This is a genomic window from Ensifer sp. PDNC004, assembly GCF_016919405.1.
Taxonomy (GTDB): domain Bacteria; phylum Pseudomonadota; class Alphaproteobacteria; order Rhizobiales; family Rhizobiaceae; genus Ensifer.
Map to the genome: position 1 here is coordinate 590,568 of NZ_CP070353.1, position 21,197 is coordinate 611,764.

Below are 21,197 nucleotides of genomic sequence, written 5' to 3' on the forward strand. Positions count from 1 at the left end.
GAATGATCAGCCTGCAACGTCTAAGGTTCAAATGAGGTGAGGGCGGGCACGGATTTGGACGCTGAACTCGTCGAAAAGGCGGTTGCCGGAGACCGGCAGGCTTTCGGCCAGCTGGTCGAACGACACTACGACTTTGTCCACGCGGTCGCGTGGCGCTGGTCGGGCAATGGCTCGGACGCGGAAGACATCGCCCAGGACGTTTGCCTGCGGCTCGGAGCTGCGATCCGCGGTTTTCGCGGCACCAGCCGGTTTCGCACCTGGCTTTACACCCTGACGCTGAACGCCGCGCGCGACCATCGGCGGCGGCAGGTGCGCGACAATAGCCGCATGCAGGCCTATGCCAGCGAGCAGGCGACGGCAGCTCGCCTTGATGATCCCGACGAGGAACAGCGCGACGCGCTCTGGACCGCGGTCCGGGAGCTGCCGGAGAAGCAGTGCGATGCGGTGCTGCTCGTTTATGCCGAAGGCTTGAGCCATGCGGCAGCGGCCGACGTGCTCGGCTGTTCGGAGGCAACGATTTCCTGGCATGTGCACGAGGCGCGCAAGCGCCTGAAGACATTGCTCGGCAAGGAGGCAGTGTGACCATGAGCGACGATTTCGAAAAGCTTGGCCGGATCAATCCGCCGAAGGCTTCGCCGGAAGCGCGCGCCCGTGCGCTAGCCTTGGCCATGCAGGCCTTCGACGAAGCCGAAGAAAATTCGAGTGCCACCCAAGGATCGGTTCGGCCGGTTCGTCAAAGCTCCATCTTCAACCGGATATGGAGCCCCATCATGAACCGGAAACTGCTTGCCGGGTCGGCACTCGCCACCCTTCTGGTCGTGCCCGCCGCCGCCTTTCTGACGCTGGAACTGACACGAAACGGTTCGCCCTTCGGGGACGGCGCACAAGAGATCGCGCTGAAGGAAAAGCCAACGCCCCAATCGGCATCGAAGCCGGCCCAGCCTGACGCGGTGCCGGAGGGCAATCTCGGCGGGACGCAGGACGGAAAGGCGTCCGGCGCTGCGACCGATCAGGTTGCTGCCGCGCAGAGGGCGCGTGCGGCCGAACAATCCCGTGCCGCCACGTCGAAGGAAGAAACCAATTCCGACGATATAGCGAATGTGTTGGAGCGTCCCGCGCCGGAGATGGGCGAAGCCAAGCGCTTGGCCGCCGAAGGCGAGGCCGCAGCGCCCGCCGCGGAAGCCGACGCGATGGCCAACAGCGTTGCGCGTGACAGTGTTGCCCCGCTTTCTGCCGTTGGCGGCGCGCAGCCGCAGATGACCTATCTGCCGGCGCCCGTCGTGCAGGAGGAAATGCAAACCGTGCCGCCCGAAAACCGCGAGCGCTTCGGCAAGGCCGACAGCAATCCGGTGAAAAGCGTCGCGACCGACCCGGTCTCTACCTTCTCGGTCGACGTCGACACGGCCTCCTACGCCTTCGTGCGCCGTTCGCTGATGGAAGGGCAGATGCCCGAGCGCGATGCCGTACGGGTCGAGGAGATGGTCAACTACTTCCCCTATGACTGGCCGCGGCCTGCGAGCGCTGCCGAGCCCTTCAAGGCGACGGTGACTTTGACGCCGACGCCCTGGAATGGCGGCACGCGGCTGATGCATGTGGCGATCAAGGGTTACGACGTCGTGCCGGCCGAGGCGCCGAAGGCGAACCTCGTCTTCCTGATCGACGTGTCCGGCTCGATGGACGAGCCCGACAAGCTGCCGCTCCTGAAAGGCGCTTTCCGGCTGCTGGTCGAGAAGCTAAAGCCCGAGGATACGGTCTCGATCGTCACCTACGCAGGCAACGCCGGAACCGTGCTGGAGCCGACGGCGGTCAAGGACAAGGCAAAGATCCTCGCTGCCATCGATACCTTGCAGCCCGGCGGCTCGACCGCCGGTGCGGAAGGCATCGACGCGGCCTACGGGCTTGCCGAGAAGGCCTTCGTCAAGGGAGGGGTCAACCGCATCATGCTGGCGACGGATGGTGACTTCAATGTCGGCCCGTCGAGCGACGAGGACCTGAAAGGGCTGATCGAGGACAAGCGCAAGAGCGGCATCTTCCTGTCGGTGCTCGGCTTCGGCCGTGGCAATTACAACGACGCGCTGATGCAGACGATCGCCCAGAACGGCAACGGCACGGCCGCCTATATCGACACGCTGGCCGAGGCACAGAAGACGCTGGTAGAGGAGGCGGGGTCTTCGCTCTTCCCGATCGCCAAGGACGTCAAGCTGCAGGTGGAGTTCAATCCGGCGGCAATCGCCGAGTACCGGCTGATCGGCTACGAGACGCGCGCCTTGAAGCGCGAGGACTTCAACAACGACAAGGTGGATGCCGGCGACATCGGCTCCGGGCACAGCGTGACCGCGATCTACGAGGTGACGCCGAAGGGCAGCCCGGCGGTGCTGAACGACGACTTGCGCTATGCGACGGCTGAGAAGCCGGCGGCTGAAGCGACAGGAAATAGCGGCGAACTTGCCTTCCTGAAGATCCGCTACAAGAAGCCGGATGGCGACAAGAGCGAGCTGATCACTACGCCGGTAACCGAGACGAACGCGGTTCCGTCGCTTGCCGAGGCGTCCAATGATGTCCGCTTCTCGGTGGCCGTGGCGGCCTTCGGGCAGAAGCTTGCAGGGGTGACGGCGCTCGCCGACTATTCCTATGACTCAGTCATCGATCTCGCTGCAGCCGCCAAGGGCGCCGATCCGTTCGGCTATCGAGCCGAGTTCGTCAATCTGGCGCGGCTGGCCAAGGGGCTTGGCGGTTCCGGGAAGTGATGTCGAGTGGGGCGGGGCCGTCCTCAACCGCGTGGTGAGGACATACCCGCCACCTATGCGATGAGGGTTTGCTCCTCATCCGCCTGCCGGCACCTTCTCCCCGTCATGGCGGGGAGAAGGTGCCGAGTGGCTACCGTTTCACCCATCGTGAAGGCTGAGATTGCCACTGACGTTGAGGTCTGGCAGCGGAGGCTGCGCCTAGCATCTCTCTCCCGCTTGCGGGTAGAGATGTGCGACAGCACAGTGAGGGGCGTCGGGCGCGAGCGCTGCGTCACGGTCATGCCGGCGCGTGGTACGAGGGAATGGTCGTTGTCGCGCCGCTTTTCGACGCGAACGTTCAGGCCTTCGGAAAGGCCCGATCCAAGCCACCGGCCTTCGACAGGCCGGCTTTGAACGCCTGGTAGGCCGCATGCTGGCTGGAGCGGCCGGCTTCCATCAGGCGCATCTGCAGGCGTGCCGGTGCGTGGCTGCCGAGCCATTGGCCGAGCTTTTCGAGCTTCAGAGAGTTGAGGAACTTCGCCTCCGAGGCGATGTCGAGGTGGCGGTAGAGCCCGTCCATCAGCCGCTCGTCCTGCTCGGGATTTTCCATCAGCAAACGCAGGAAGGACTGCTCGGCCTCGCCGAAGGCGCCGAATTTTTCGGCGACGGTGTCCCGGTCGGGAAAGGAGGCTGGGCCGGCGTTCATGTCACTGTCTCCCGTCTGCGGCCGCGCGGTGCGTTCTGCGGGACGCAAAGGGCGCTGTGGCACGTTGAGCTGCTGCACGATCTCGTCCTTTAGCGGCGGAAACAGGCAGCAACGAATCTCTCTTCCATCGGGGATAGGCCAGCGGCCACGGGTGTGCAAGCGGCGGCGAATATGCGAAAAATGAACATATAGTCCAATATTGACAAATAATCCAAGTGTGGGCATATGCGACCCATGACCATTGCACCCTCCTTCGCCTCCATCCTTGCGACGCACGCGCCGACCGCGGCTGCAATCAGCGCGCTTCTTTACCCGCATGGGGAAGTGGTGCTGCACGACCTGAAGACCGGTACGATCGCGGGCATCTGGAACTGCTTTTCCGGCCGGGCGGTCGGCGAAGATTCGCTGATCGAAGAGGAGTTCGCAGCCCTCGGCAGCAGTGACCCGGTGCTCGGTCCCTACGAGAAGACTGGTGTGGATGGCCGCCGCTTCAAGTCGATCTCGGCCGTTTTGCGTGACGGCGCGGGAGAGGCGATCGGTCTGCTCTGCATCAATCTCGACATGTCGATGATCGATCAGGCGGTGAAGCTGCTTTCGGCTTTCGCCGGCGCCGGGCAGCCCAAGCCGCAGGCGCTGTTTTCGCGCGACTGGCGCGAGGAGATCAACGCGACGTTGCATGGCTGGCTGAAGGAGCGGGGGCTGGCGCTTTCGGCGCTCAAGCGGGGCGACCGGGTGGCGCTGGTGGCTGCGCTCGACGAACGCGGGCTGTTCCAGACGCGCAACGCCGTCGATCACCTTGCGAGCCTCATCGGCGCCTCGCGCGCCTCGATCTACAATTATCTCGCTGCCGCCCGCGGCGAGGCGCTCTGATTGCAACACGCACTGTTTCCGCATGGAGACCGGTTTGCGGCTCTCCGGACTTGCCTGACCCATAACCGTTCGCGTGCGCCTCAGCCGCGCGAGGAGGAACTATTGATGACGACCTTGCCCGATTTCCGGCTCGAAACCCATTTCTCCCGCTGGGAGTTCAGCGCCCGCCACCATATGACCGCGAGCGACAGCCAGACGACCAGCATGCGCGATCTTCTGGCGCTTGCCGACGCGGAGGACCGCGCCGCCTGGGACAACATCACGCTCGGCTACACCGAGACCTATGGCGCGCCGGCGTTAAGAGCAGCGATCGCTGCGACCTATGACGGGCTGACGGCTGCCGATATCCTCTGCTTTGCCGGCGCGGAAGAGGGGCTCTACTGCGCCATGCTGGCGCTGCTCGGGGCCGACGACCATGCGATCGTGACGGTGCCGAACTACCAGTCGATGGAGACCTTGCCGGTGACGATCGCCGGCGCGGTCACCGGCGTGCCGCTCCGCCCGGAAAACAACTGGCGGCTCGATATCGCCGACGTGCGCGCCGCGCTGAAGCCCAACACGAAGCTGATCTGCGTCAACTTCCCCAACAACCCGACCGGCGCGATTGCCGATCAGGAGACCTTCGCGGCGCTCGCAACGCTCTGCGCGGAGCGCGGCATCCATCTCTTCAGCGACGAAGTCTATCGCGGTCTGGAGCGCGACGCCTCGCTGCGCCTGCGGCAGGCGGCGGAACTTTTCGAGCGCGGCATCTCGCTCAACGTCATGTCCAAGGCCTATGGTCTTCCGGGTCTCCGGATCGGCTGGATCGCCTGCCGCGACCATGCGCTTCTCGAACGCATGGAGAAGATGAAGCACTATCTGTCGATCTGCAATTCGCGGCCGTCGGAAGTGCTGGCGACAATCGCGCTCAAGGGGCGTGCCGTTATCCTCGATCGCAATCGGGCGCTCGTTGCCGCCAATCTCGAGAGGCTCGGCGCCTTCTTTGCGGAATTCCCGGATCTCTATGAGTGGCGGGCACCTGACGGGGGCTGCGTCGGCTTTGCCCGCTATCTCGGTGCCGATGGCGTCGAGAGCCATTGCCGGGGGCTGGTGGAGGAGGCTGGCGTGCTGCTCTTGCCGTCGAGCCTCTTTGTATCCGACCTGCTGCCGGTCGCCACCGATCGCTTCCGCGTCGGTTTCGGTCGCAAGGATATCGAGATCGGGCTCGACGCCTGGCGCCGGCATATTCGCCGATAGCCCCAGTGTCGCCATCTTCGGCCTGCCTGTTACCGCAGGTCCCCCGCTCCGGGGCACATGCCCCGGAATTTTAGAACGCGCGCATGTGGATACGGACCGCGCGACAATGGTTCCATTGTCAAGATTGTGTTAACGAGCGGCCCCCGCCACCCGAGTGTTTCCTCTGCTGATGCGATACAGACCCGAAATCGATGGACTGCGCGCGCTTGCCGTCGTCCCGGTCCTGCTGTTCCATGCCGGTTTCGGCCTTGTCCCTGGCGGCTTTGCCGGCGTCGATGTCTTCTTCGTCATTAGCGGCTACCTCATCACCGCGATCATCCACCGCGAGATCAGCGACGGGAACTTCAGCATCGTGCGCTTCTACGAGCGGCGTGCCCGTCGCCTTGCGCCGGCGCTGCTCCTGGTCTGCGCGGTCTCTATTCCCTTCGCGCTGATGTGGATGCTGCCGGAGGAGCTCAACAGCTTCGGCAAGAGCCTCTATTCGGTGAACCTGTTCGCCTCGAACTTCTTCTTCTGGGACCAGACCGGCTATTTTGCGCCGAGCACGGCGCTGCTGCCGCTGCTGCACACCTGGTCGCTGGCGGTCGAGGAGCAGTTCTATCTGGTTTTCCCGCTGCTCCTCTTGCTCCTTCACCGCTACTCCCGGGCAACGCCGCTGAAGGTGGTTTCGGCGCTCGTGCTGCTGAGTTTTGCGGCAACGCAGATCTTTGCGAACCTGGACCCAGCCGCGAATTTCTACCTGCTGCCAAGCCGCTTCTGGGAACTTGGCATCGGCGCGCTGCTTGCGCTCGTCGGCGTCGAAAAGCTCGATCTTTCGAAAGGCCGCCGCGAGTTGCTCTCAGGCCTCGGCCTGCTGGCGATCGTCGCGAGTTATTTGTTCGTGGTGGAATCGGCCTTCTATCCCGGCTGGACGACCGTGCCGGTGGTGCTGGGCACGGCGCTGGTTCTGGCCTTCGGCCGCAGCGATACCGTCGTCGGTCGGTTGCTCTCGCTGAAGCCGCTGGTCGCAATCGGGCTCATCAGCTACAGCCTCTATCTCTGGCACCAGCCGGTTTTTGCCTTCGCGCGGCTGAGGGCGATCGAGGAAATCCCGGCTCAAGGTTACGCACTGCTGGTCGCGCTCTGCTTCGCGCTTGCCTATCTCAGCTGGCGTTTCGTCGAGCAGCCCTTCCGCAAGCCGGGCCGCTTCAGCCGCCGCGCGGTCTTCAGCGCGACGTTTGCCGCCGGATCGGTCGCGATTGCCTTCGGCTTCACGCTCGACGGTTCCGACGGCCTCGCCGCCAGGAACCGCGCGCTTGCGCAACTCTCGGAGCCGAGCGTCGGCCTCGGCAAGAAATGCGACGCCGTTGCTGATCTGCGCTGCGCCTCAAGTCCAGAACCCGAGGTCGCCGTCTGGGGCGACTCTTTCGCTCGGCACCTGGTCGACGGCATCATCGCGTCGAAGCCGGACGTGCGGCTGGTGCAGCTTGCCAAGAACAATTGCGGGCCGTTTTTGAACCTGTCGCCGATCATGCCGCGGCTCGGTCGCGACTGGTCCGACGATTGCGCCCGCTACAACGAAGAAGTCCGCCGCTTTCTGCTCGCCAACCGGTCGATCCGCTACGTCGTGCTGTCCTCGCAGCTCAGCCAGTACCTGAAGGAAGACAAGGTGCTGGTCGACGGTCGCAACGAAGTGACGACCGAGACAAAGCTTCTCATCGACGGCCTGCGGGCAACGTTTGCCTGGCTGCGTTCGAACGGCTTCGAACCCGTCTTCGTCGCGCCGACGCCGCATGATGGCCGCGATACCGGGCTCTGCGTTGCAAGAGCCCGTCTGCTCGGCCTGTCGGACCAGCAATGCGAACCGGCACTGAAGATCGTGCGCGAATATGACCGCGATGTCCTGAACGTGGTTGCGGATATAGCCGACGAGTATCCTGTCGTCAGCTTCATGGACTATCTCTGCGACGACGACAGCTGCAAGATCGAGGACAAGGGCGTCGCGCTCTTCGAGGATTTTGGGCACTTCTCCAAGGAAGGCTCCCGTCAGATGGGGCGCGCCTTCGATTTCTACCGCGCCTTCATCGGGGCGGCGAAAGGCAGCCCCGTGGCCGAGCGGGCAACGGACGCCAAGGCCTTCGACAACGCCGCCCTTTAAGGACAGCCGCGACATCGACGCACAAACGAAAACGCCCCGGATCTCTCGATCCCGGGGCGTTTGCTTGTTGGTCTGCCGTGCCTGGCTTGATCAGGCGCGGCGGCTGCGGCGCTCGCGGGCGGGTGCCGCAGCCGTTTCGTTGGCGGTCTTGTTGCGCAACGGGCCGATCTTTTCGATGATCAGGTCGAGCGTCGGGCGCTCGCGGCGCACATGTTCGTCGAGCGCCACGCGCATGGCGGCGAGGTGGCCGCAGGTGGTGCCGCAGCAGCCGCCGATGATCTTGGCGCCGGCATCGGCCGCAAGGCGTACATATTCGGCCATCAGCGGCGGCGTGCCGGAATAGTGGATCTCGGAGCCGCGGAATTCCGGAATGCCGCAATTGCCCTTGACGATCACGGTCGCGCCGGGTGCGACCTCGGTCATGTCGAGCAGCGAGGAGAGAATGTCGGAAGCACCGACGCCGCAATTGGCGCCAACGGCGACCGGGCCGTCACCGAAGTCGGTCGCAACGCCGTGGATGTCCTTCGGATGCAGGCCCATCATCGTCTTGCCGGCAGTGTCGAACGAGCCGGTATAGACGTAGGGAAGGCCGACCTTGGCGGCAGCTTCGGCGGCAGCACGGATTTCGTCCGGCGAGGACATGGTCTCGATCCAGGCGACTTCGGCGCCGCCGGCCTTCAGGCCTTCGATCTGCTCGACGAAAGCGGAAACCGCATCCTCATAGGAAAGCGCGCCGAGCGGGATCAGCAACTCGCCGGTCGGGCCGACGGAGCCGGCGGTGATGACCTTGCGCGATGCCTTGTCGGCAACGGCACGGGCGATCTCGGCGGCGCGCTTGTTCAGCGCGTGCACGCGGTCGTCGGCCTGGTGCAGTTTCAGGCGATGGCGGGTGCCGCCAAAGGTGTTGGTAAGAATGATGTCGGCGCCGGCGTCGACGAAATCCTGGTGCAGCTTGGTGATACTCTCCGGCTTCGTCTCGTTCCAGAGTTCCGGCGCTTCGCCGGCCTCGAGGCCCATGGCAAAGAGCGAGGTGCCGGTGGCTCCATCGGCGAGAAGCACGCCTTTTTCGGCAAGCAGAGCGGAGAGGGCATTGGAGGCTGCGGTCATCGGTTTTTCCCGGCTAGAATAGATTGCAACAAGATATAAAGATATCTTTATGTCTTGGCAAGCGTTCAGCGATGGGAGGTTTCCGGTTCGGCGCGCATGCTCATGCGGCCGGCGAGCCCGAGGCCGAAGACAGCGAGCGCCGTCAGCAGCCACATCGGATCGGCGCGGTTCAAGAAGAAACTTTCGAGCATGGCGTTGTAGGTCATGAAGATCACCACCATGACGCAGAAATCGGCAAAGATGCGGCCCTGCTGCCGGCGATAGGCCCGCGCATAGTCGAAGAGCGGTTTGATAAAGAGCAGCGCGGTCATCAGGATGCCGCCGGGGAGGCCGAACATCAACACCGCGTCGAGATAGCTGTTGTGGCCGGTGACGATGCCGCGCACGTCCCAGCTCGCCTCGAAATTCGCTTCCAGTCCCATGATCACGGGCGAGAGCCAGAAGCTCGCATAGCCCTGGCCGAGCCAGGGGCGCTCGGCGATGCTGGCGCTCGCGAATTTCCAGATGTCGTCGCGACCGGTGAAGGTCGCATCGTCGAGCAGCAGCTTGGTGATCGAAAGTAGAGTGTCGGAATAGATGGTGCCGAGCGTCAGGCCGAACACCAGCACCGACATGGCGAGATGGGCAAGGATCATCAGCCCCGGGCTGCGCACCGCACGACCGGCAAGGACGAGGCCGATCGCGATCGGCAGGAAACCGATCGTCGTCTTCGACCCCGTGTGCAGCACGAAATTGGCGGCCAGCAGGGTGATCGCCCAGCCGCGAAGCGGCGCGCCGGCGCGCAGACAGTAGATGCCGAACATGCAGAGGATGGAGAAGACCGGCGCCGAGACGTTCTTGTGCAGCAGGTGGCCGCGCCAGAAACCGGCGTGCCAGGGCTCGTCGCCGAAGGCCGAATGGATGGCGCGGTCGGGCGCCACGAAGAGAGCGGCATAGTCGATCAGGATCAGAAGCAGGATCGCATTGGCGCCGGCATTGACGAAATCGCGCTCGCTCTTCGGCAGCACCAGCACGCCCGCCACCATGATCATGGCGACGAGGCTGAGCGTCAGGCCGCGGGCCGAAGCCGCCGGGTCGTAGGACTGCAGACAGGAGAAATAGGCGATGGCGAAGATCGCGATCCAGGCCGGAGAGACGAGGCGGGCGAGCACCCGCCGATCGACGGTCAGGAGCATGGCAAAGAGATAGACAGCACCAAGCACCAGGTAGCCGACCTGGTTGATGATATTGCCTTCGTTCGCTGCGTTCGGATCCGTCGTCACCGTGCCCTGAAACGGGATCAGGGTGAAGACGATGAGGAACAGTCCAAGGCCTGAAAGCAGCGCGGCAAGGCCGTTGACGAGTTCCGCCAGCCCGGCGTCGAACGCCTCCGGCACGCGCTGGCGCGCGGTGGAGGTATCTGCCGTGGCGGTGTTCGGGTGCATGGCGGTTTAAAAACGAATGACTGGGACGCGGTTCGGCATCGGTGATCATGACCCCGGGCCGTGCTGCCGTTCGGACAGGGCCGGCCTTGGGAGATCCGCACCTTGGCGCAATCAGGTTAAACCTCGGTGAAACGGTGGACGGGCCGCCCGGGCGGGATTGGCAGTCGCGGCATTACCGGTCCCGATATTTGCGCGCTGATTGCCGCAGGTGCTTGCCGCCCGGTCGCCGGGCCCTTAAAAGGCTCGGGTATGTCGGCCGTGTGGAAAACGCGGCCCTTGCCGTATTTCGCGGTCCGTCTTCCATAATTCGATCACGATTTTCGTCCCGAGGTCGTTCGATAGCGTCGAAACGAGAAAACACGATATGCAGTCCCTTATCCGTATGGTCGCGTCCGCCGCGGTCTCCGTGAGCCTGCTGCTTGGCAGCGCATCCTTTGCCGCCGCCGGGCAGGCCCATTTTGTCGTCAACGCCGACACCGGCTCGATCCTCGAGGCCGACAATGCCGACGAGCTGAACTTCCCGGCCTCGCTGACGAAGATGATGACGATCTATCTCGCGTTCGAAGCGTTGCGCAACGGCACCCTGCAATGGGACCAGAAGCTGACAGTTTCCGAGCGCGCAAACAGCCTGGAGCCCTTCAAGCTCGCTGTCGGCGCCGGACGCCAGATTACCGTGCGTGAAGCCGTCATGGGCATGGTCGTGCTTTCGGCCAACGATGCTGCCGTCGTCATCGGCGAGCAATTGGCCGGAACGGAAGCGGCCTTCGGCCAGATGATGACGAGCAAGGCCCGGACGCTTGGCATGACCAGCACGGTGTTCAAGAATGCCAACGGCCTTCCGGATCCGGCGCAGGTGACCACGGCGCGCGACATGGCGACGCTCGGCCTCGCGCTGATGCGCGACTTCCCGCAGGAATTCCAGCTCTTCGCCAACAAGACGATCGAGTTTCGCGGCATGAAACTGCGCGGCCACAACGGCGTGATGAAGCGCTACGAGGGCGTCGACGGCATCAAGACCGGCTATACCGACGCTTCCGGCTACAATCTCGTAACCTCTGCCAAGCGCGGCGACACTCGCCTCGTCGCCGTCGTCATGGGCGGCAAGACGGCACAATCGCGCGACGACGACATGATCGCGCTGCTCGACAAGTTCCTGCCGCCGAAGGAAGACGCGAGCGCTGCCAGCGTCACCGAGCCGGTGGCGGCAACGACGGCGACGACCACGACGAACTGAAGCGCCTCCGCATCGTCGTTCAAAGCCAGATTGGCGTGAGAGTATGCCCCTCACCCTAACCCTCACCCCGCAGGCGGGGCGAGGGGACGAGGGCTACCGCTGACCGTCCGTGGCCGGCGTTGTCGCAACGTTCTTGATTTCGAGCGACGTGTTCGCGAGGTTGTCAATCAGCGTCACCTCTTGTTTCGTCAAGAGAATCGACGAAGCTGTGATGCAATCTTGCGTCGGAGTTCGCTCATGATGGACATTATTGTCGGGGTGCTTGGCTATACGACAGCCCGGCTGGTCCTGCCGATCATCACACTCGGGAAAGTGCGCGTGCAACCGATATCCTCGTCCGAAAGAGGATTTAACTGGTTGGGATTTAAACGAGCCCGCGATGGCTCACTGATGTGTCATATGGATTTGGCAGGCATGATCGGCGTGTGTCTATGGCTGTTTACAGCCGTAGTTGTCGCAACTGCCTAGTGCCAATGGCTCATCGATGAGAATGGGGGCGCCACGCGTCCCTTCTCCCCGTCAGAACGGGGAGAAGGTGCCGGCAGGCGGATGAGGGGCCGGTTAGCATAAAGCTGTGGCTCAGGCCGCGGCGCGATCCTCGTGGCTGACCGGCGTGACCATCGCGGCGATGACCGTCGAAAGGTCGAGGGCGCCGATCGGGCGGCCGTTTTCATCGACCACATGGGCAACGCCAACGCGGGCGGCGGTCATGGTGCGGGCTGCCGATTCCAGCACCGTTCCGGTTACAAGCGGCACGCCTTCGGCATTGCCCGAGATCGGCCGCATGATTGTCTCGACATTGATCACCCGGCCGCGGTTCACTTCCTTGACGAAGGCGGTGATGTAGTCGTCGGCCGGCGACAGCACGATTTCCTGGCCAGTACCCTGCTGCACCACGCGCCCGTCGCGCAAGATCGCGATCTTGTCGCCGAGGCGCAGCGCCTCGTCGAGGTCGTGGGTGATGAAGACGACGGTCTTCTTCAGTTCCTTCTGCAGGTCGAGCAGCACCGTCTGCATGTCGACGCGGATCAGCGGATCGAGCGCCGAATAGGCTTCGTCCATCAACAGGATGTCGGCATCGTTGGTGAGCGCGCGGGCGAGACCGACGCGCTGCTGCATGCCGCCCGACAGCTGGTTCGGGTAGTGGTTCTCGAAGCCCTTGAGACCGACGCGCTCGATCCAGCCGCGGGCACGCTTCTCGCTCTCCTTGCGATCCACACCCTGGATTTCGAGACCATAGACCGTGTTGTCGAGCACGGTGCGGTGTGGCAGCAGCGCAAACTTCTGGAACACCATCGCCGTCTTGTGGCGGCGGAATTCGCGCAGGTCGTTGTCGTTCATCTTGCAGACGTCGACGCCGTCATAGAGCACTTCGCCGGCGGTCGGGTCGATCAGCCGGTTGATGTGGCGGATCAGCGTCGACTTGCCGGAGCCCGAGAGACCCATGACCACCATGACGCTGCCGGCGGGCATGGAGATGTTGATGTCCTGCAGGCCGAGCACGTGGCCGTGCTGCTCGTTGAGCTCGGCCTTGCCCATGCCTTTCTTGACGGCGTCGACGTAATCGACGCCGCGGGGCCCGAAGATCTTGTAGAGGTTCTTCACCTCGATCGCGTGACTAGCCATGGATAACCTCCGAGTGCTTTTGCAGCCGCTTGCCGAAGGCCTGGCTGGTACGGTCGAAAATGATGGCGATACCGACAAGGGCAAAGCCGTTGAGGAAGCCGACGGTGAAGAACTGGTTGTTGATCGCCTGCAGCACGTTCTTGCCAAGGCCGCCGACGCCGATCATCGATGCGACGACGACCATCGCCAGCGACATCATGATCGTCTGGTTGATGCCGGCCATCATGGTCGGCAACGCCAGCGGCATCTGCACGTTCTTCAGTTTCTGCCAGGTCGAAGAGCCGAAGGCGTCGGCCGCTTCCAGCACTTCCTTGTCGACGAGGCGGATGCCGAGATTGGTGAGCCGGATCATCGGCGGCACCGCATAGATGACGACGGCGATGAGGCCCGGCACCTTGCCGATGCCGAAGATCATGACGACCGGGATGAGGTAGACGAAGCTCGGCATCGTCTGCATGACGTCTAGGATCGGATTGACGAAGGCCTGCACCCGGTCCGAGCGCGCCATCAGGATGCCGATCGGAATGCCGACCACGACAGAGATCAGCGTACAGACGGTGACCATGGCGAGTGTGACCATGGTGTCGTTCCAAAGCCCGACGAGGCCGATGGCGATCATCGACAGCGCCGTGCCGATGGTGACGTTGATGTTGCGGCTGCCGAAATAGACGATCGCGACCATCGCCACCAGGATCACGATCCAGGGGGAGCCGACGAACAGACTTTCGAGATAGTTCAGAAACCACTGAAGCGGCTGGACCAGATTGTCGATCCAACCGTTAGCCCGCACGAACGCCCGGAAGCCGTCATCGACGGTCTTGCGGGCGAGCCTGATAGCGCTCTCGTCAATGGCAGGGAACTTGCAGAGCAACGCTGGCAAGACACTGCAGATGGAGGCCATTTGTTTCCCCTTCTTGGCCGGAAGTTTTTTTAAAGCCGGCCGCGTCTCGGCATCGAACGGGTCGATGACGGCGCACACTTGGGTGACCTCTTTGGGTCCCGGCACTTAAACTGTGGCAGCGAAATGTGGCGTGCGCTTACCTGATAGCGACGCGAAGGCCCGTGGTTCGCCGCCTCTGGGACGATGAACGTTCAAACGAAACCCGCAAGGACGCCCCATCGTTCCTTGGTCCCGGCATCAACGCCGGAACGGGCAGGCGGCCGATTCGACGGTCCGCCTGCCGTCACTTTCGATCAGAGCGCTGCCTTGACCTTTTCGGCCACTTCCGGGCTCACCCACTGGGTCCACATATCAGGGAACTCGGCGAGGAAGTGCTTGGCGCCGTCCTCGTTGGTGCCCTGGTTCTGGTCCATCCAGGCAAGAACCTTGTTGACCGTGCCGTTGTCCCACTTGCGCGCCTTGACGTAATCCATGGCGACGCCGGCCTTTTCGGAGAAGGACTTGGTCACGACCGTGAAGACGTCGGAAACCGGGTAGGAATTGACCTTCGGGTTCGGGCAATCCGGCACGGCGGTGCAGGCGTCCCAATCGGCCTTGTCGTGATCGACGCCGAAGGAGAGGCGGGTCATTTCGTATTTGCCGAGGATGGCGGTCGGTGCCCAATAGTAGCCGAGCCAGCCGGTCTTCTTTTCGAACGCATTGGCGATCGAGCCGTCGAGGCCGGCGGCCGAGCCGGTGTCAACCAGCAGGAAGCCGTCCTTCTCGGCGTTCAGCGCGCGATAGAGATTGGCGGTCGAGACCTGGCAGTTCCAGCCCGACGGGCAATTGTGAACGGCGGCCTTCGACGAGTCCTCGGGCGCCGGGAAGAGTTCCGGATGCTTCAGCGCGTCCTGCACTGTCTTGATATCCGGGTGCGCATCGGCGAGGAATTTGGGGATCCACCAGCCCTCGACGCCGCCTTCGCTGAGGATCTTGGCAGCTTCGATGAGGCGGCCTTCCTTGACCGCGGCGTCGAGCGGCGTGCGCACGGCGTTGACCCAAAGTTCCGGTGCCATATCCGGCTGGGCCTTTTCGTTCATCGAGGCAAAGGTCGGCATGGTATCGCCGGTGACCAGCGTGACGGTGCAGCCGTAGCCGTTTTCCAGGATGAACTTGTCCACCTGGGCGGCAACGCCGGCGGAAGCCCAGTTCATTTCGGCGATGCTGACTTCACCGCATTCCGCGGCCTGCGCGGAACCCGCCATGGCGTAAAGGCCAGCGGCGAGAATGGTGGAAGCGAGGAGTTTCTTCATGTTGCAAGACCTCCCAGTCTTATTTTGCAGCCAAGATCCAAACGGGAATCCACGGCGGACGCGACACATCCTCCGTTACCCGAAACAACGATGCAGCCGGGGGGTCGGCATCAAACAAGCCAAGGTTCACCCTTGCTGCGGACGGTGCGGGAGTTCGTTTTCAGCCCTGGCCGCGGAACCCTGTCGCCAGCCAATCTCCTCTTATACCGCAAGCCAAGCCTAAGGTTTCTCGCTGAGAAATCAACCTCTTCAATCGGTTGACCGGGAGGCGCGGGCGCTCTTGCGTTCTGTCTGCGACATCGCGGGAGCGCGCATTTTGTGCGTGAGGGACCCCGAATTTAAGCAATAGCGACAATTCTTGCCGCAAAAAATGGCGCTGGACGCCACGGGTCTCAAAACCCTGTCGAGATCCTGACGTTTCCTGTCGTGATTGCGTCATGCCAAATAGCGCGCATGTCGCGAAAAATTTACAAAAAAGTCCGGAATTCATCTTTGGTTAAATCCTCAATAACCATCCGGTAACGATGTCCAGCTAATTGTTCTTCTCGCGGCGGGGGACTGCCGCCGGTCCGGATCAGGTTTGTGCGTCCCGGACTTTGAGCGAACCTTCGGTGTGTTTTTCCGAAGTGACCAGGCGTATTTTGGCGGCCGCATCCCTCTTGGCGAGGTTGATGCGGCCTTCGCATTTCAGGACCAATGCCGGACATAAAAAAACCGCCCCGGAGGGGCGGTGGAGGAGGCTCTGGGAGGAGAGCTCGAAGGGGCATTCGCCCCGATCGCTGGCCTTAGCCGACGTTCGACGTGCGGATGACGCCGAGCGGACCGAAGGGCGCGTCGACGACGAGGTTGCGCACGCGCGACTGGCTGGACGGAACCTTGGAGTTCCAGGCGATCTGAACGAAATTGGGCTTGCTGAAAATATACAGCATGGACGTGAACCTTGAGAGGCCGGAGGCCTATCCTCCGGGGCGTGTTGCTATGCCGTTGATATAGGTGTGCGCTGCAAAAAATTGAATGCCAAACTCGCCACGCCATGTCGCATTCTGGCTACCGGGCGCGACATTTTCGACAAGCCTTGCGAAAGCGCGAAACAATGCGTGAAAGGGCTTTGTCAATTGCGGCGAAATCGTGTCGAAACAGACCTTTGCCGCTCATCGTTTCAGTGTTACCGATGGCCGCATGACACGCAGGATCATGTTGCAGGGAACCGGCTCGGATGTCGGAAAATCGGTATTGGTGGCGGGGCTCTGCCGGCTTGCCGCCAACCAGGGCCTGAAGGTCCGTCCGTTCAAGCCGCAGAACATGTCGAACAACGCCGCCGTTTCCGACGACGGCGGCGAGATCGGCCGGGCGCAATGGCTGCAGGCGCTGGCGGCACGCGTGCCTTCGTCCGTGCACATGAACCCGGTTCTGTTGAAGCCGCAGTCGGATGTCGGCAGCCAGATCGTCGTCCAGGGCAAGGTGGCCGGGCAGGCCAGGGGGCGGGAATATCAGGCGCTCAAGCCCAAGCTGCTGGGCGCCGTGATGGACAGTTTCGAACAAATATCGGCCGGTGCCGATCTCGTGGTGGTCGAAGGCGCGGGCTCGCCGGCCGAAATCAACTTGCGCGCCGGCGACATCGCCAACATGGGCTTTGCCACGCGCGCCGACGTGCCGGTCGTGCTGGTCGGCGACATCGACCGCGGCGGGGTGATCGCCTCGCTGGTCGGCACGCATGCGATCCTGTCCGAGGAAGACCGGCGCATGGTGACCGGCTATCTCATCAACAAGTTTCGCGGCGACGTCACGTTGTTCGACGACGGCATTGCCGCCGTCAACCGCTTCACCGGCTGGCCCTGCTTTGGCGTCGTGCCCTGGCTGAAGGCGGCGGCACGGTTGCCGGCGGAAGATTCCGTCGTGCTGGAGAAGCTGACGCGCGGCGAGGGGCGGGCCCTGAAGGTGGCCGTGCCTGTGCTGTCGCGCATCGCCAATTTCGACGATCTCGATCCGCTCGCGGCCGAGCCGGAGGTCGATCTCGTCTTCGTGCGGCCGGGCAGCCCCATTCCTTCGGATGCCGGTCTCGTCGTCATTCCCGGGTCGAAGTCGACCATCGGCGATCTCATCGATTTCCGCGCTCAAGGGTGGGACCGCGACCTTCAACGCCACGTGCGGCGCGGCGGCCGGGTCATCGGCATCTGCGGCGGCTACCAGATGCTCGGCCGGTGCGTCACCGATCCGCTCGGCATCGAAGGCGGCGAACGGGCGGTCGAGGGCCTCGGGCTGCTCGATGTCGAAACCGAGATGGCGCCGGAAAAGACCGTGCGCAACAGCCGCGCCTGGTCGCTTGAGCATGATGTGGCGCTCGAGGGATATGAAATCCACCTGGGGAAGACGCAAGGTGCCGACTGTGATCGGCCTTCGGTGCGCATCGACAACCGCGCCGATGGCGCGCTTTCGGCCGATGGTCGGGTTATGGGCACCTACCTGCACGGGCTCTTCACCAGCGACGCCTATCGCGGCGCGCTGCTGAAAAGTTTCGGCATCGAGGGCGGCGCCAGCAACTACCGCCAGTCGGTGGATCGCGCGCTCGACGATGTCGCGAGCGAACTGGAGGCGGTACTTGACCGGCGCTGGCTGGATGGGCTGCTCGGTCGTTAGCCGAGAGAACGGTATCGACTGCGGTCGGCGGGGGCCTGCCGGTGTCAGCAAAGGCCCCGACGGAAACCGCCCAACGTTACCGGGCAATCCGCTGTAAAATGGATGGAGGAAGGTGGGAGCGCCCGTCACGGTCGTGCGTTCCCAGGCAGGGAACGCGATGCAGGACGAAACCAGACGAGCCCATTGGGACAAGGCCTATCAGTCGAAAGGCGAGGCGGGCGTCAGTTGGTTTGAGGATACGCCTGCCGTCTCCCTCGATCTCATCCGCCGGCATGCGCCGATGGCTTCGACATCGCTGATCGATATCGGCGCCGGCGCTTCGCGGCTGGTCGATGCGCTCATCGCTGCGGGCATGAGCGATATCACCGTGCTCGATTTGTCGCCGGCCGCCCTGGATGCCGCCAAGGCAAGGCTCGGCACCCGCGCCGATGACGTGCACTGGATCGCGGCCGATGTCACCACGTGGATGCCGGACCGCCGTTATGAGCTCTGGCACGACCGCGCCGCCTTTCACTTTCTCACCGATGCCAGCGACCGGGCTGCCTATATCGAGCGGCTCACCGGTGCCGTCGTGCCCGGCGGACACGCCATCATCGCCACCTTCGCCCCCGATGGTCCCGAGCGTTGCAGCGGCCTGCCGGTGGTGCGCTACGACCCGGCAGCCCTTGCCGAGGTGGTCGGGCCGTCCTTCCGCCTGGTCGAGCATTTCGAGCACCAGCACCGTACGCCGGGGAATACGATCCAGTCCTTCCAGTTCAGCGTGTTTGAGCGGGTATAGATCGCGTGGGTTGATCCTGCGCCGTTCAGCCTTTGCGCAAGCGTGCGCGATACTCGACCATCTTCATACGTGCCATGCACGCGTCGGAGCAGTACAGCTTCGACCCGTTTCGCGTCACGTCGATATAGGCGCGGTCACATCCGTTCGCATGGCACCGTCCGAAGCGCCGGCTGCCGAACCTGTCCATGAGCAGCGCCAGGGAAACCACGAACTCGGCTGCCAGCGTCTCGATGATCGTTTCGCCATCTCCATGGAAATGCAGGTGATGGGGTTGGTCGACGTCGGCCACGAGATAGGGACGAGGGGCGTAGCGCTTCATCAGGTGGTTCAGCGTCGCCGCAGCGGTCTCGTCCGTGGCGGCCTCAAACACCGGGCCGAGGTCCGTTGCGACCGACCGCAATCGCGCGCCGCCATCGACGACGGGCAGAACGCGCTTGCTCATCGATGGGTTGAGTTGTTCGGCAAATGCTCGCTTCAGCGCGTCGGCTGTCAAGCCAGCATAGGCGCGGCCGCCGGATTGACCGTCCAGTGCGAGGTTCACCAAAGTCGCCGCCAAGGCGGCCTGGCGTTGTGAGTTACGTGTAAGTTGCATTTGACAGGTAACGGACCGGTTGTGTACTCGTTACTAACTATTCGGATTACGAAGGTAACGCAAGAATGGTCGGTGAGAGCTATGCTGCGGTGCTGCGCGGGGATGGTGTCGTCCGTCTCGTGATCGCGACATCGATAAGTCGAATGACCACGTCGATGCTGAGCCTATCCCTTCTGATCGCGGTGTCGAAAAGCACGGGCTCAGTCGTGGATGCGGGCGCGGTCCTGTTCGCGCACGCCGTTGCCTTGGCCTTGATCGCCCCCGCTGCCGGCCGCCTCGTCGATCGTTTCGGTTCGCGGCGAACTCTTTTTGTGTTCGTCGGGTTTCATACCCTGTCCTATGTGGCGGTGGTCTTCGCGCTCGTCCATCAGTTGTCGGCCGCCTATCTTCTCTTGGCTGCCGCGGCCCTGGGTGCGACGACGCCGCCATCGGGGTCCGTCGTCCGGGCCAGTTGGCCGCATCTCGTGCCCGAGAGCAATCTATCGAGTGCCTATGCGCTCGATACAGTCATCAACTCGAGCACCTTCATACTCGGGCCCATCCTGGTCGGTGCCTTGCTCTATGTGATGCCGCCAAACATGATCGTGGGGTCGTGCGCTGTCGCAAAGGTCGTTGGCGACATGCTGATCGCCAACAGTCCCATGGCAAGGAAGGCCACCGAGCGCCGTCCGCGAAAGCTGTTTTCCGTCCTGGCGAACGCTCCGCTGGCGCTGCTTTTGGCGATCGTCGCCCTCGACACCTTTACGATTGGTGCCATGCAGATTGGCGCGGTGGCGAGCGTCACGGCCACCCTGGCAGGTGTTCTTCTCGGTGGATTTGCCGCCGGCGAGGTTTTCGGCGGCATTTTCTATGGCGCGCTGCGCGCGCAACCTTCAGTGAAGCGCGGCATGATTGCCTTTCACCTGGTGACGGCCTGCTTTTTCATCTTGATGAGCATGACCTCAGACCATTGGCTTCTGTTGCTGCTCTATCTCGGTGCCGGGGTTTTCAGCGGAGCCCGGGATGCGCTGGGCCAGCTCGCTGTCGGGCTGAGTGCCCGACCGGAGGATCGAACCGAGGCGTTTGGCTGGCTTACGAGCTTTATGTGGGCCGGCTACGGGCTCGGCACGCTTTTGTCCGGGAGCCTCGGCGAAGGATGGGGGGCGAGCGCCATTTATCTGGCCGCAGCCGCAGTCTCGACCACAGCGGTGATCGCGACGTGCCGGCTGAAAATCGTCAACCCTCAACCGAAAGCGTAGCGCTCCCGTGGGGCCGATCAGCGCACGGTCCACAATGAGAGTGTAAGGGATCGAGCCACGGGTGGAAGGCAAGCGGATGCGCGACCGTTCTTGGCGGGCCGCGGCCGTCCGTTCGCGGCTCGACAAATCGTCGCGTGGCGCAACTCGGCCGGGGAGGCGTCGCATGCGTCGATTGACTTTGCGCGGTCCGGTTCCTAATCATCGGGTGTTGGATGGTTCCTCCTTGTCGTGGCGACACGGGGGAATAATTGGGAATGTGACGGATGGACCCAAATCGGGCATCCTTATCGCAGCCGACCCCGCGACTGTAGAACGGTCAGGGTTCGCCATCGGGTTTGATGCCGGGTTGTCGGCCGGTTGCATGGGCAGCCGGGGCAGGTCGGGGATCAAGCCGGAAAAGCCACTGGCGTGGCATCGTGATCAGCCGGGTTGGACGCCTCTTCTTCTACGAATCGTCCGCCTTTCACGAAGCCGCCTACAGCGCCCGAGCGTCGGAGATGACGTGCAAAAGGTTCGCTGTCGGAAAAACGCCGGGAAGGTGAGGCGGGCCGTTCGGGTCCTGACATCGGAACCTTGCCCGTTAAGGGCGAGGCGATGTTTGGCCCCGTGACGCCGTGAGCCAGGAGACCTGCCATCCGGCATGGGCATTCCGCCCGAGGGGACGTTTGTCTCCAACGCCATCACGGAGGTTGT

The 21,197-nt window shown here is 63.3% G+C and carries 18 protein-coding genes and 1 riboswitch; of the genes, 10 read left to right on the forward strand and 8 right to left on the reverse strand.

Annotated elements, in window-relative coordinates; genetic code table 11:
- Window positions 1–54 precede the first annotated feature (54 nt).
- Both JVX98_RS10890 and JVX98_RS10895 read left to right on the forward strand, forming a co-directional pair.
- On the forward strand, window positions 55–582 hold the full coding sequence (locus tag JVX98_RS10890) for an RNA polymerase sigma factor (RefSeq protein ID WP_192446400.1): 528 nt from the start codon (window positions 55–57) through the stop codon (window positions 580–582).
- Complete coding sequence (locus tag JVX98_RS10895) at window positions 579–2,747, forward strand: VWA domain-containing protein (RefSeq protein ID WP_205238598.1); 2,169 nt, start codon at window positions 579–581, stop codon at window positions 2,745–2,747. The genes JVX98_RS10890 and JVX98_RS10895 overlap by 4 nt, the downstream gene beginning before the upstream one ends.
- Window positions 2,748–3,084: 337 nt before the next feature.
- On the opposite strand, the gene JVX98_RS10900 is transcribed toward JVX98_RS10895, so the two are convergent.
- Window positions 3,085–3,432 (reverse strand): hypothetical protein, encoded by a 348-nt coding sequence (locus tag JVX98_RS10900; protein ID WP_192446398.1) that lies wholly within the window; start codon window positions 3,430–3,432, stop codon window positions 3,085–3,087.
- 234 nt (window positions 3,433–3,666) lie between these two features.
- Between JVX98_RS10900 and JVX98_RS10905 the strand changes: the two genes are divergently transcribed.
- From JVX98_RS10905 to JVX98_RS10915, 3 genes are all read left to right on the forward strand, one after another.
- Window positions 3,667–4,302, forward strand: coding sequence for a transcriptional regulator (locus JVX98_RS10905; RefSeq protein ID WP_205238599.1), 636 nt, complete (start codon window positions 3,667–3,669; stop codon window positions 4,300–4,302).
- 105 nt (window positions 4,303–4,407) lie between these two features.
- On the forward strand, window positions 4,408–5,538 hold the full coding sequence (locus JVX98_RS10910) for an aminotransferase class I/II-fold pyridoxal phosphate-dependent enzyme (RefSeq protein WP_205238600.1): 1,131 nt from the start codon (window positions 4,408–4,410) through the stop codon (window positions 5,536–5,538).
- Window positions 5,539–5,707: 169 nt separating this feature from the next.
- On the forward strand, window positions 5,708–7,675 hold the full coding sequence (locus JVX98_RS10915; protein WP_205238601.1) for an acyltransferase family protein: 1,968 nt from the start codon (window positions 5,708–5,710) through the stop codon (window positions 7,673–7,675).
- Between the two features lie 90 nt (window positions 7,676–7,765).
- Here the strand turns inward: JVX98_RS10915 and bmt are convergent, their stop codons facing one another.
- On the reverse strand, window positions 7,766–8,782 hold the full coding sequence (bmt, locus tag JVX98_RS10920) for a betaine--homocysteine S-methyltransferase (RefSeq protein ID WP_205238602.1): 1,017 nt from the start codon (window positions 8,780–8,782) through the stop codon (window positions 7,766–7,768).
- A 65-nt stretch (window positions 8,783–8,847) separates the two neighbouring features.
- The gene (locus JVX98_RS10925) at window positions 8,848–10,206 is read right to left on the reverse strand and encodes an O-antigen ligase (protein ID WP_205238603.1); all 1,359 of its coding nucleotides are present in this window, start codon (window positions 10,204–10,206) and stop codon (window positions 8,848–8,850) included.
- 382 nt (window positions 10,207–10,588) lie between these two features.
- On the opposite strand from JVX98_RS10925, the gene JVX98_RS10930 reads away from it, so the two are divergent.
- Together JVX98_RS10930 and JVX98_RS10935 are read left to right on the forward strand one after the other, a co-directional pair.
- On the forward strand, window positions 10,589–11,440 hold the full coding sequence (locus JVX98_RS10930; RefSeq protein WP_371742513.1) for a D-alanyl-D-alanine carboxypeptidase family protein: 852 nt from the start codon (window positions 10,589–10,591) through the stop codon (window positions 11,438–11,440).
- 237 nt (window positions 11,441–11,677) lie between these two features.
- The gene (locus tag JVX98_RS10935) at window positions 11,678–11,908 is read left to right on the forward strand and encodes a hypothetical protein (RefSeq protein WP_205238604.1); all 231 of its coding nucleotides are present in this window, start codon (window positions 11,678–11,680) and stop codon (window positions 11,906–11,908) included.
- 111 nt (window positions 11,909–12,019) lie between these two features.
- Here JVX98_RS10935 and JVX98_RS10940 read toward each other — a convergent pair whose 3' ends face one another.
- The 4 genes from JVX98_RS10940 to JVX98_RS10955 form a co-directional block, all read right to left on the reverse strand.
- A complete protein-coding gene (locus tag JVX98_RS10940; RefSeq protein ID WP_192446390.1) occupies window positions 12,020–13,066 on the reverse strand; it encodes a glycine betaine/L-proline ABC transporter ATP-binding protein in 1,047 nt (348 codons plus the stop codon).
- Window positions 13,059–13,967: a proline/glycine betaine ABC transporter permease gene (locus JVX98_RS10945; RefSeq protein ID WP_205238605.1), complete on the reverse strand. Its 909-nt coding sequence runs from the start codon at window positions 13,965–13,967 to the stop codon at window positions 13,059–13,061. Before JVX98_RS10945 ends, JVX98_RS10940 begins: the two co-directional genes overlap by 8 nt.
- Before the next feature lie 293 nt (window positions 13,968–14,260).
- Window positions 14,261–15,259 (reverse strand): ABC transporter substrate-binding protein, encoded by a 999-nt coding sequence (locus JVX98_RS10950; protein WP_192446388.1) that lies wholly within the window; start codon window positions 15,257–15,259, stop codon window positions 14,261–14,263.
- A 785-nt stretch (window positions 15,260–16,044) separates the two neighbouring features.
- Window positions 16,045–16,188, reverse strand: a complete 144-nt coding sequence (locus tag JVX98_RS10955; protein WP_089044242.1) for a hypothetical protein — start codon at window positions 16,186–16,188, stop codon at window positions 16,045–16,047.
- 250 nt (window positions 16,189–16,438) lie between these two features.
- Between JVX98_RS10955 and JVX98_RS10960 the strand changes: the two genes are divergently transcribed.
- Window positions 16,439–17,896 (forward strand): cobyric acid synthase, encoded by a 1,458-nt coding sequence (locus JVX98_RS10960; RefSeq protein WP_205238606.1) that lies wholly within the window; start codon window positions 16,439–16,441, stop codon window positions 17,894–17,896.
- Window positions 17,897–18,053: 157 nt separating this feature from the next.
- Window positions 18,054–18,674, forward strand: coding sequence for a trans-aconitate 2-methyltransferase (locus tag JVX98_RS10965; protein WP_192446387.1), 621 nt, complete (start codon window positions 18,054–18,056; stop codon window positions 18,672–18,674).
- A gap of 25 nt (window positions 18,675–18,699) precedes the next feature.
- On the opposite strand, the gene JVX98_RS10970 is transcribed toward JVX98_RS10965, so the two are convergent.
- The gene (locus JVX98_RS10970; protein ID WP_192446386.1) at window positions 18,700–19,215 is read right to left on the reverse strand and encodes a CGNR zinc finger domain-containing protein; all 516 of its coding nucleotides are present in this window, start codon (window positions 19,213–19,215) and stop codon (window positions 18,700–18,702) included.
- 116 nt (window positions 19,216–19,331) lie between these two features.
- On the opposite strand from JVX98_RS10970, the gene JVX98_RS10975 reads away from it, so the two are divergent.
- Window positions 19,332–20,504 carry an MFS transporter gene (locus JVX98_RS10975; protein WP_205238607.1) on the forward strand — a complete coding sequence of 391 codons (1,173 nt, stop codon included), beginning with the start codon at window positions 19,332–19,334 and terminating at the stop codon, window positions 20,502–20,504.
- Window positions 20,505–20,700: 196 nt separating this feature from the next.
- A riboswitch (cobalamin riboswitch) is annotated at window positions 20,701–21,155 on the forward strand.
- Window positions 21,156–21,197 lie beyond the last annotated feature (42 nt).

What these genes read in the sequence shown, in the direction of transcription:
- JVX98_RS10900 (WP_192446398.1), bottom strand. Translation starts at nt 3,432, where the DNA reads ATGAACGCCGGCCCAGCCTCCTTTCCCGACCGGGACACCGTCGCCGAA.
- JVX98_RS10955 (WP_089044242.1), bottom strand. Translation starts at nt 16,188, where the DNA reads ATGCTGTATATTTTCAGCAAGCCCAATTTCGTTCAGATCGCCTGGAAC.
- bmt (WP_205238602.1), bottom strand. Translation starts at nt 8,782, where the DNA reads ATGACCGCAGCCTCCAATGCCCTCTCCGCTCTGCTTGCCGAAAAAGGC.
- JVX98_RS10960 (WP_205238606.1), top strand. Translation starts at nt 16,439, where the DNA reads ATGACACGCAGGATCATGTTGCAGGGAACCGGCTCGGATGTCGGAAAA.
- JVX98_RS10945 (WP_205238605.1), bottom strand. Translation starts at nt 13,967, where the DNA reads ATGGCCTCCATCTGCAGTGTCTTGCCAGCGTTGCTCTGCAAGTTCCCT.
- JVX98_RS10925 (WP_205238603.1), bottom strand. Translation starts at nt 10,206, where the DNA reads ATGCACCCGAACACCGCCACGGCAGATACCTCCACCGCGCGCCAGCGC.
- JVX98_RS10905 (WP_205238599.1), top strand. Translation starts at nt 3,667, where the DNA reads ATGACCATTGCACCCTCCTTCGCCTCCATCCTTGCGACGCACGCGCCG.
- JVX98_RS10910 (WP_205238600.1), top strand. Translation starts at nt 4,408, where the DNA reads ATGACGACCTTGCCCGATTTCCGGCTCGAAACCCATTTCTCCCGCTGG.
- JVX98_RS10950 (WP_192446388.1), bottom strand. Translation starts at nt 15,259, where the DNA reads ATGAAGAAACTCCTCGCTTCCACCATTCTCGCCGCTGGCCTTTACGCC.
- JVX98_RS10940 (WP_192446390.1), bottom strand. Translation starts at nt 13,066, where the DNA reads ATGGCTAGTCACGCGATCGAGGTGAAGAACCTCTACAAGATCTTCGGG.
- JVX98_RS10915 (WP_205238601.1), top strand. Translation starts at nt 5,708, where the DNA reads ATGCGATACAGACCCGAAATCGATGGACTGCGCGCGCTTGCCGTCGTC.
- JVX98_RS10930 (WP_371742513.1), top strand. Translation starts at nt 10,589, where the DNA reads ATGGTCGCGTCCGCCGCGGTCTCCGTGAGCCTGCTGCTTGGCAGCGCA.
- JVX98_RS10975 (WP_205238607.1), top strand. Translation starts at nt 19,332, where the DNA reads ATGGTCGGTGAGAGCTATGCTGCGGTGCTGCGCGGGGATGGTGTCGTC.
- JVX98_RS10965 (WP_192446387.1), top strand. Translation starts at nt 18,054, where the DNA reads ATGCAGGACGAAACCAGACGAGCCCATTGGGACAAGGCCTATCAGTCG.
- JVX98_RS10935 (WP_205238604.1), top strand. Translation starts at nt 11,678, where the DNA reads ATGATGGACATTATTGTCGGGGTGCTTGGCTATACGACAGCCCGGCTG.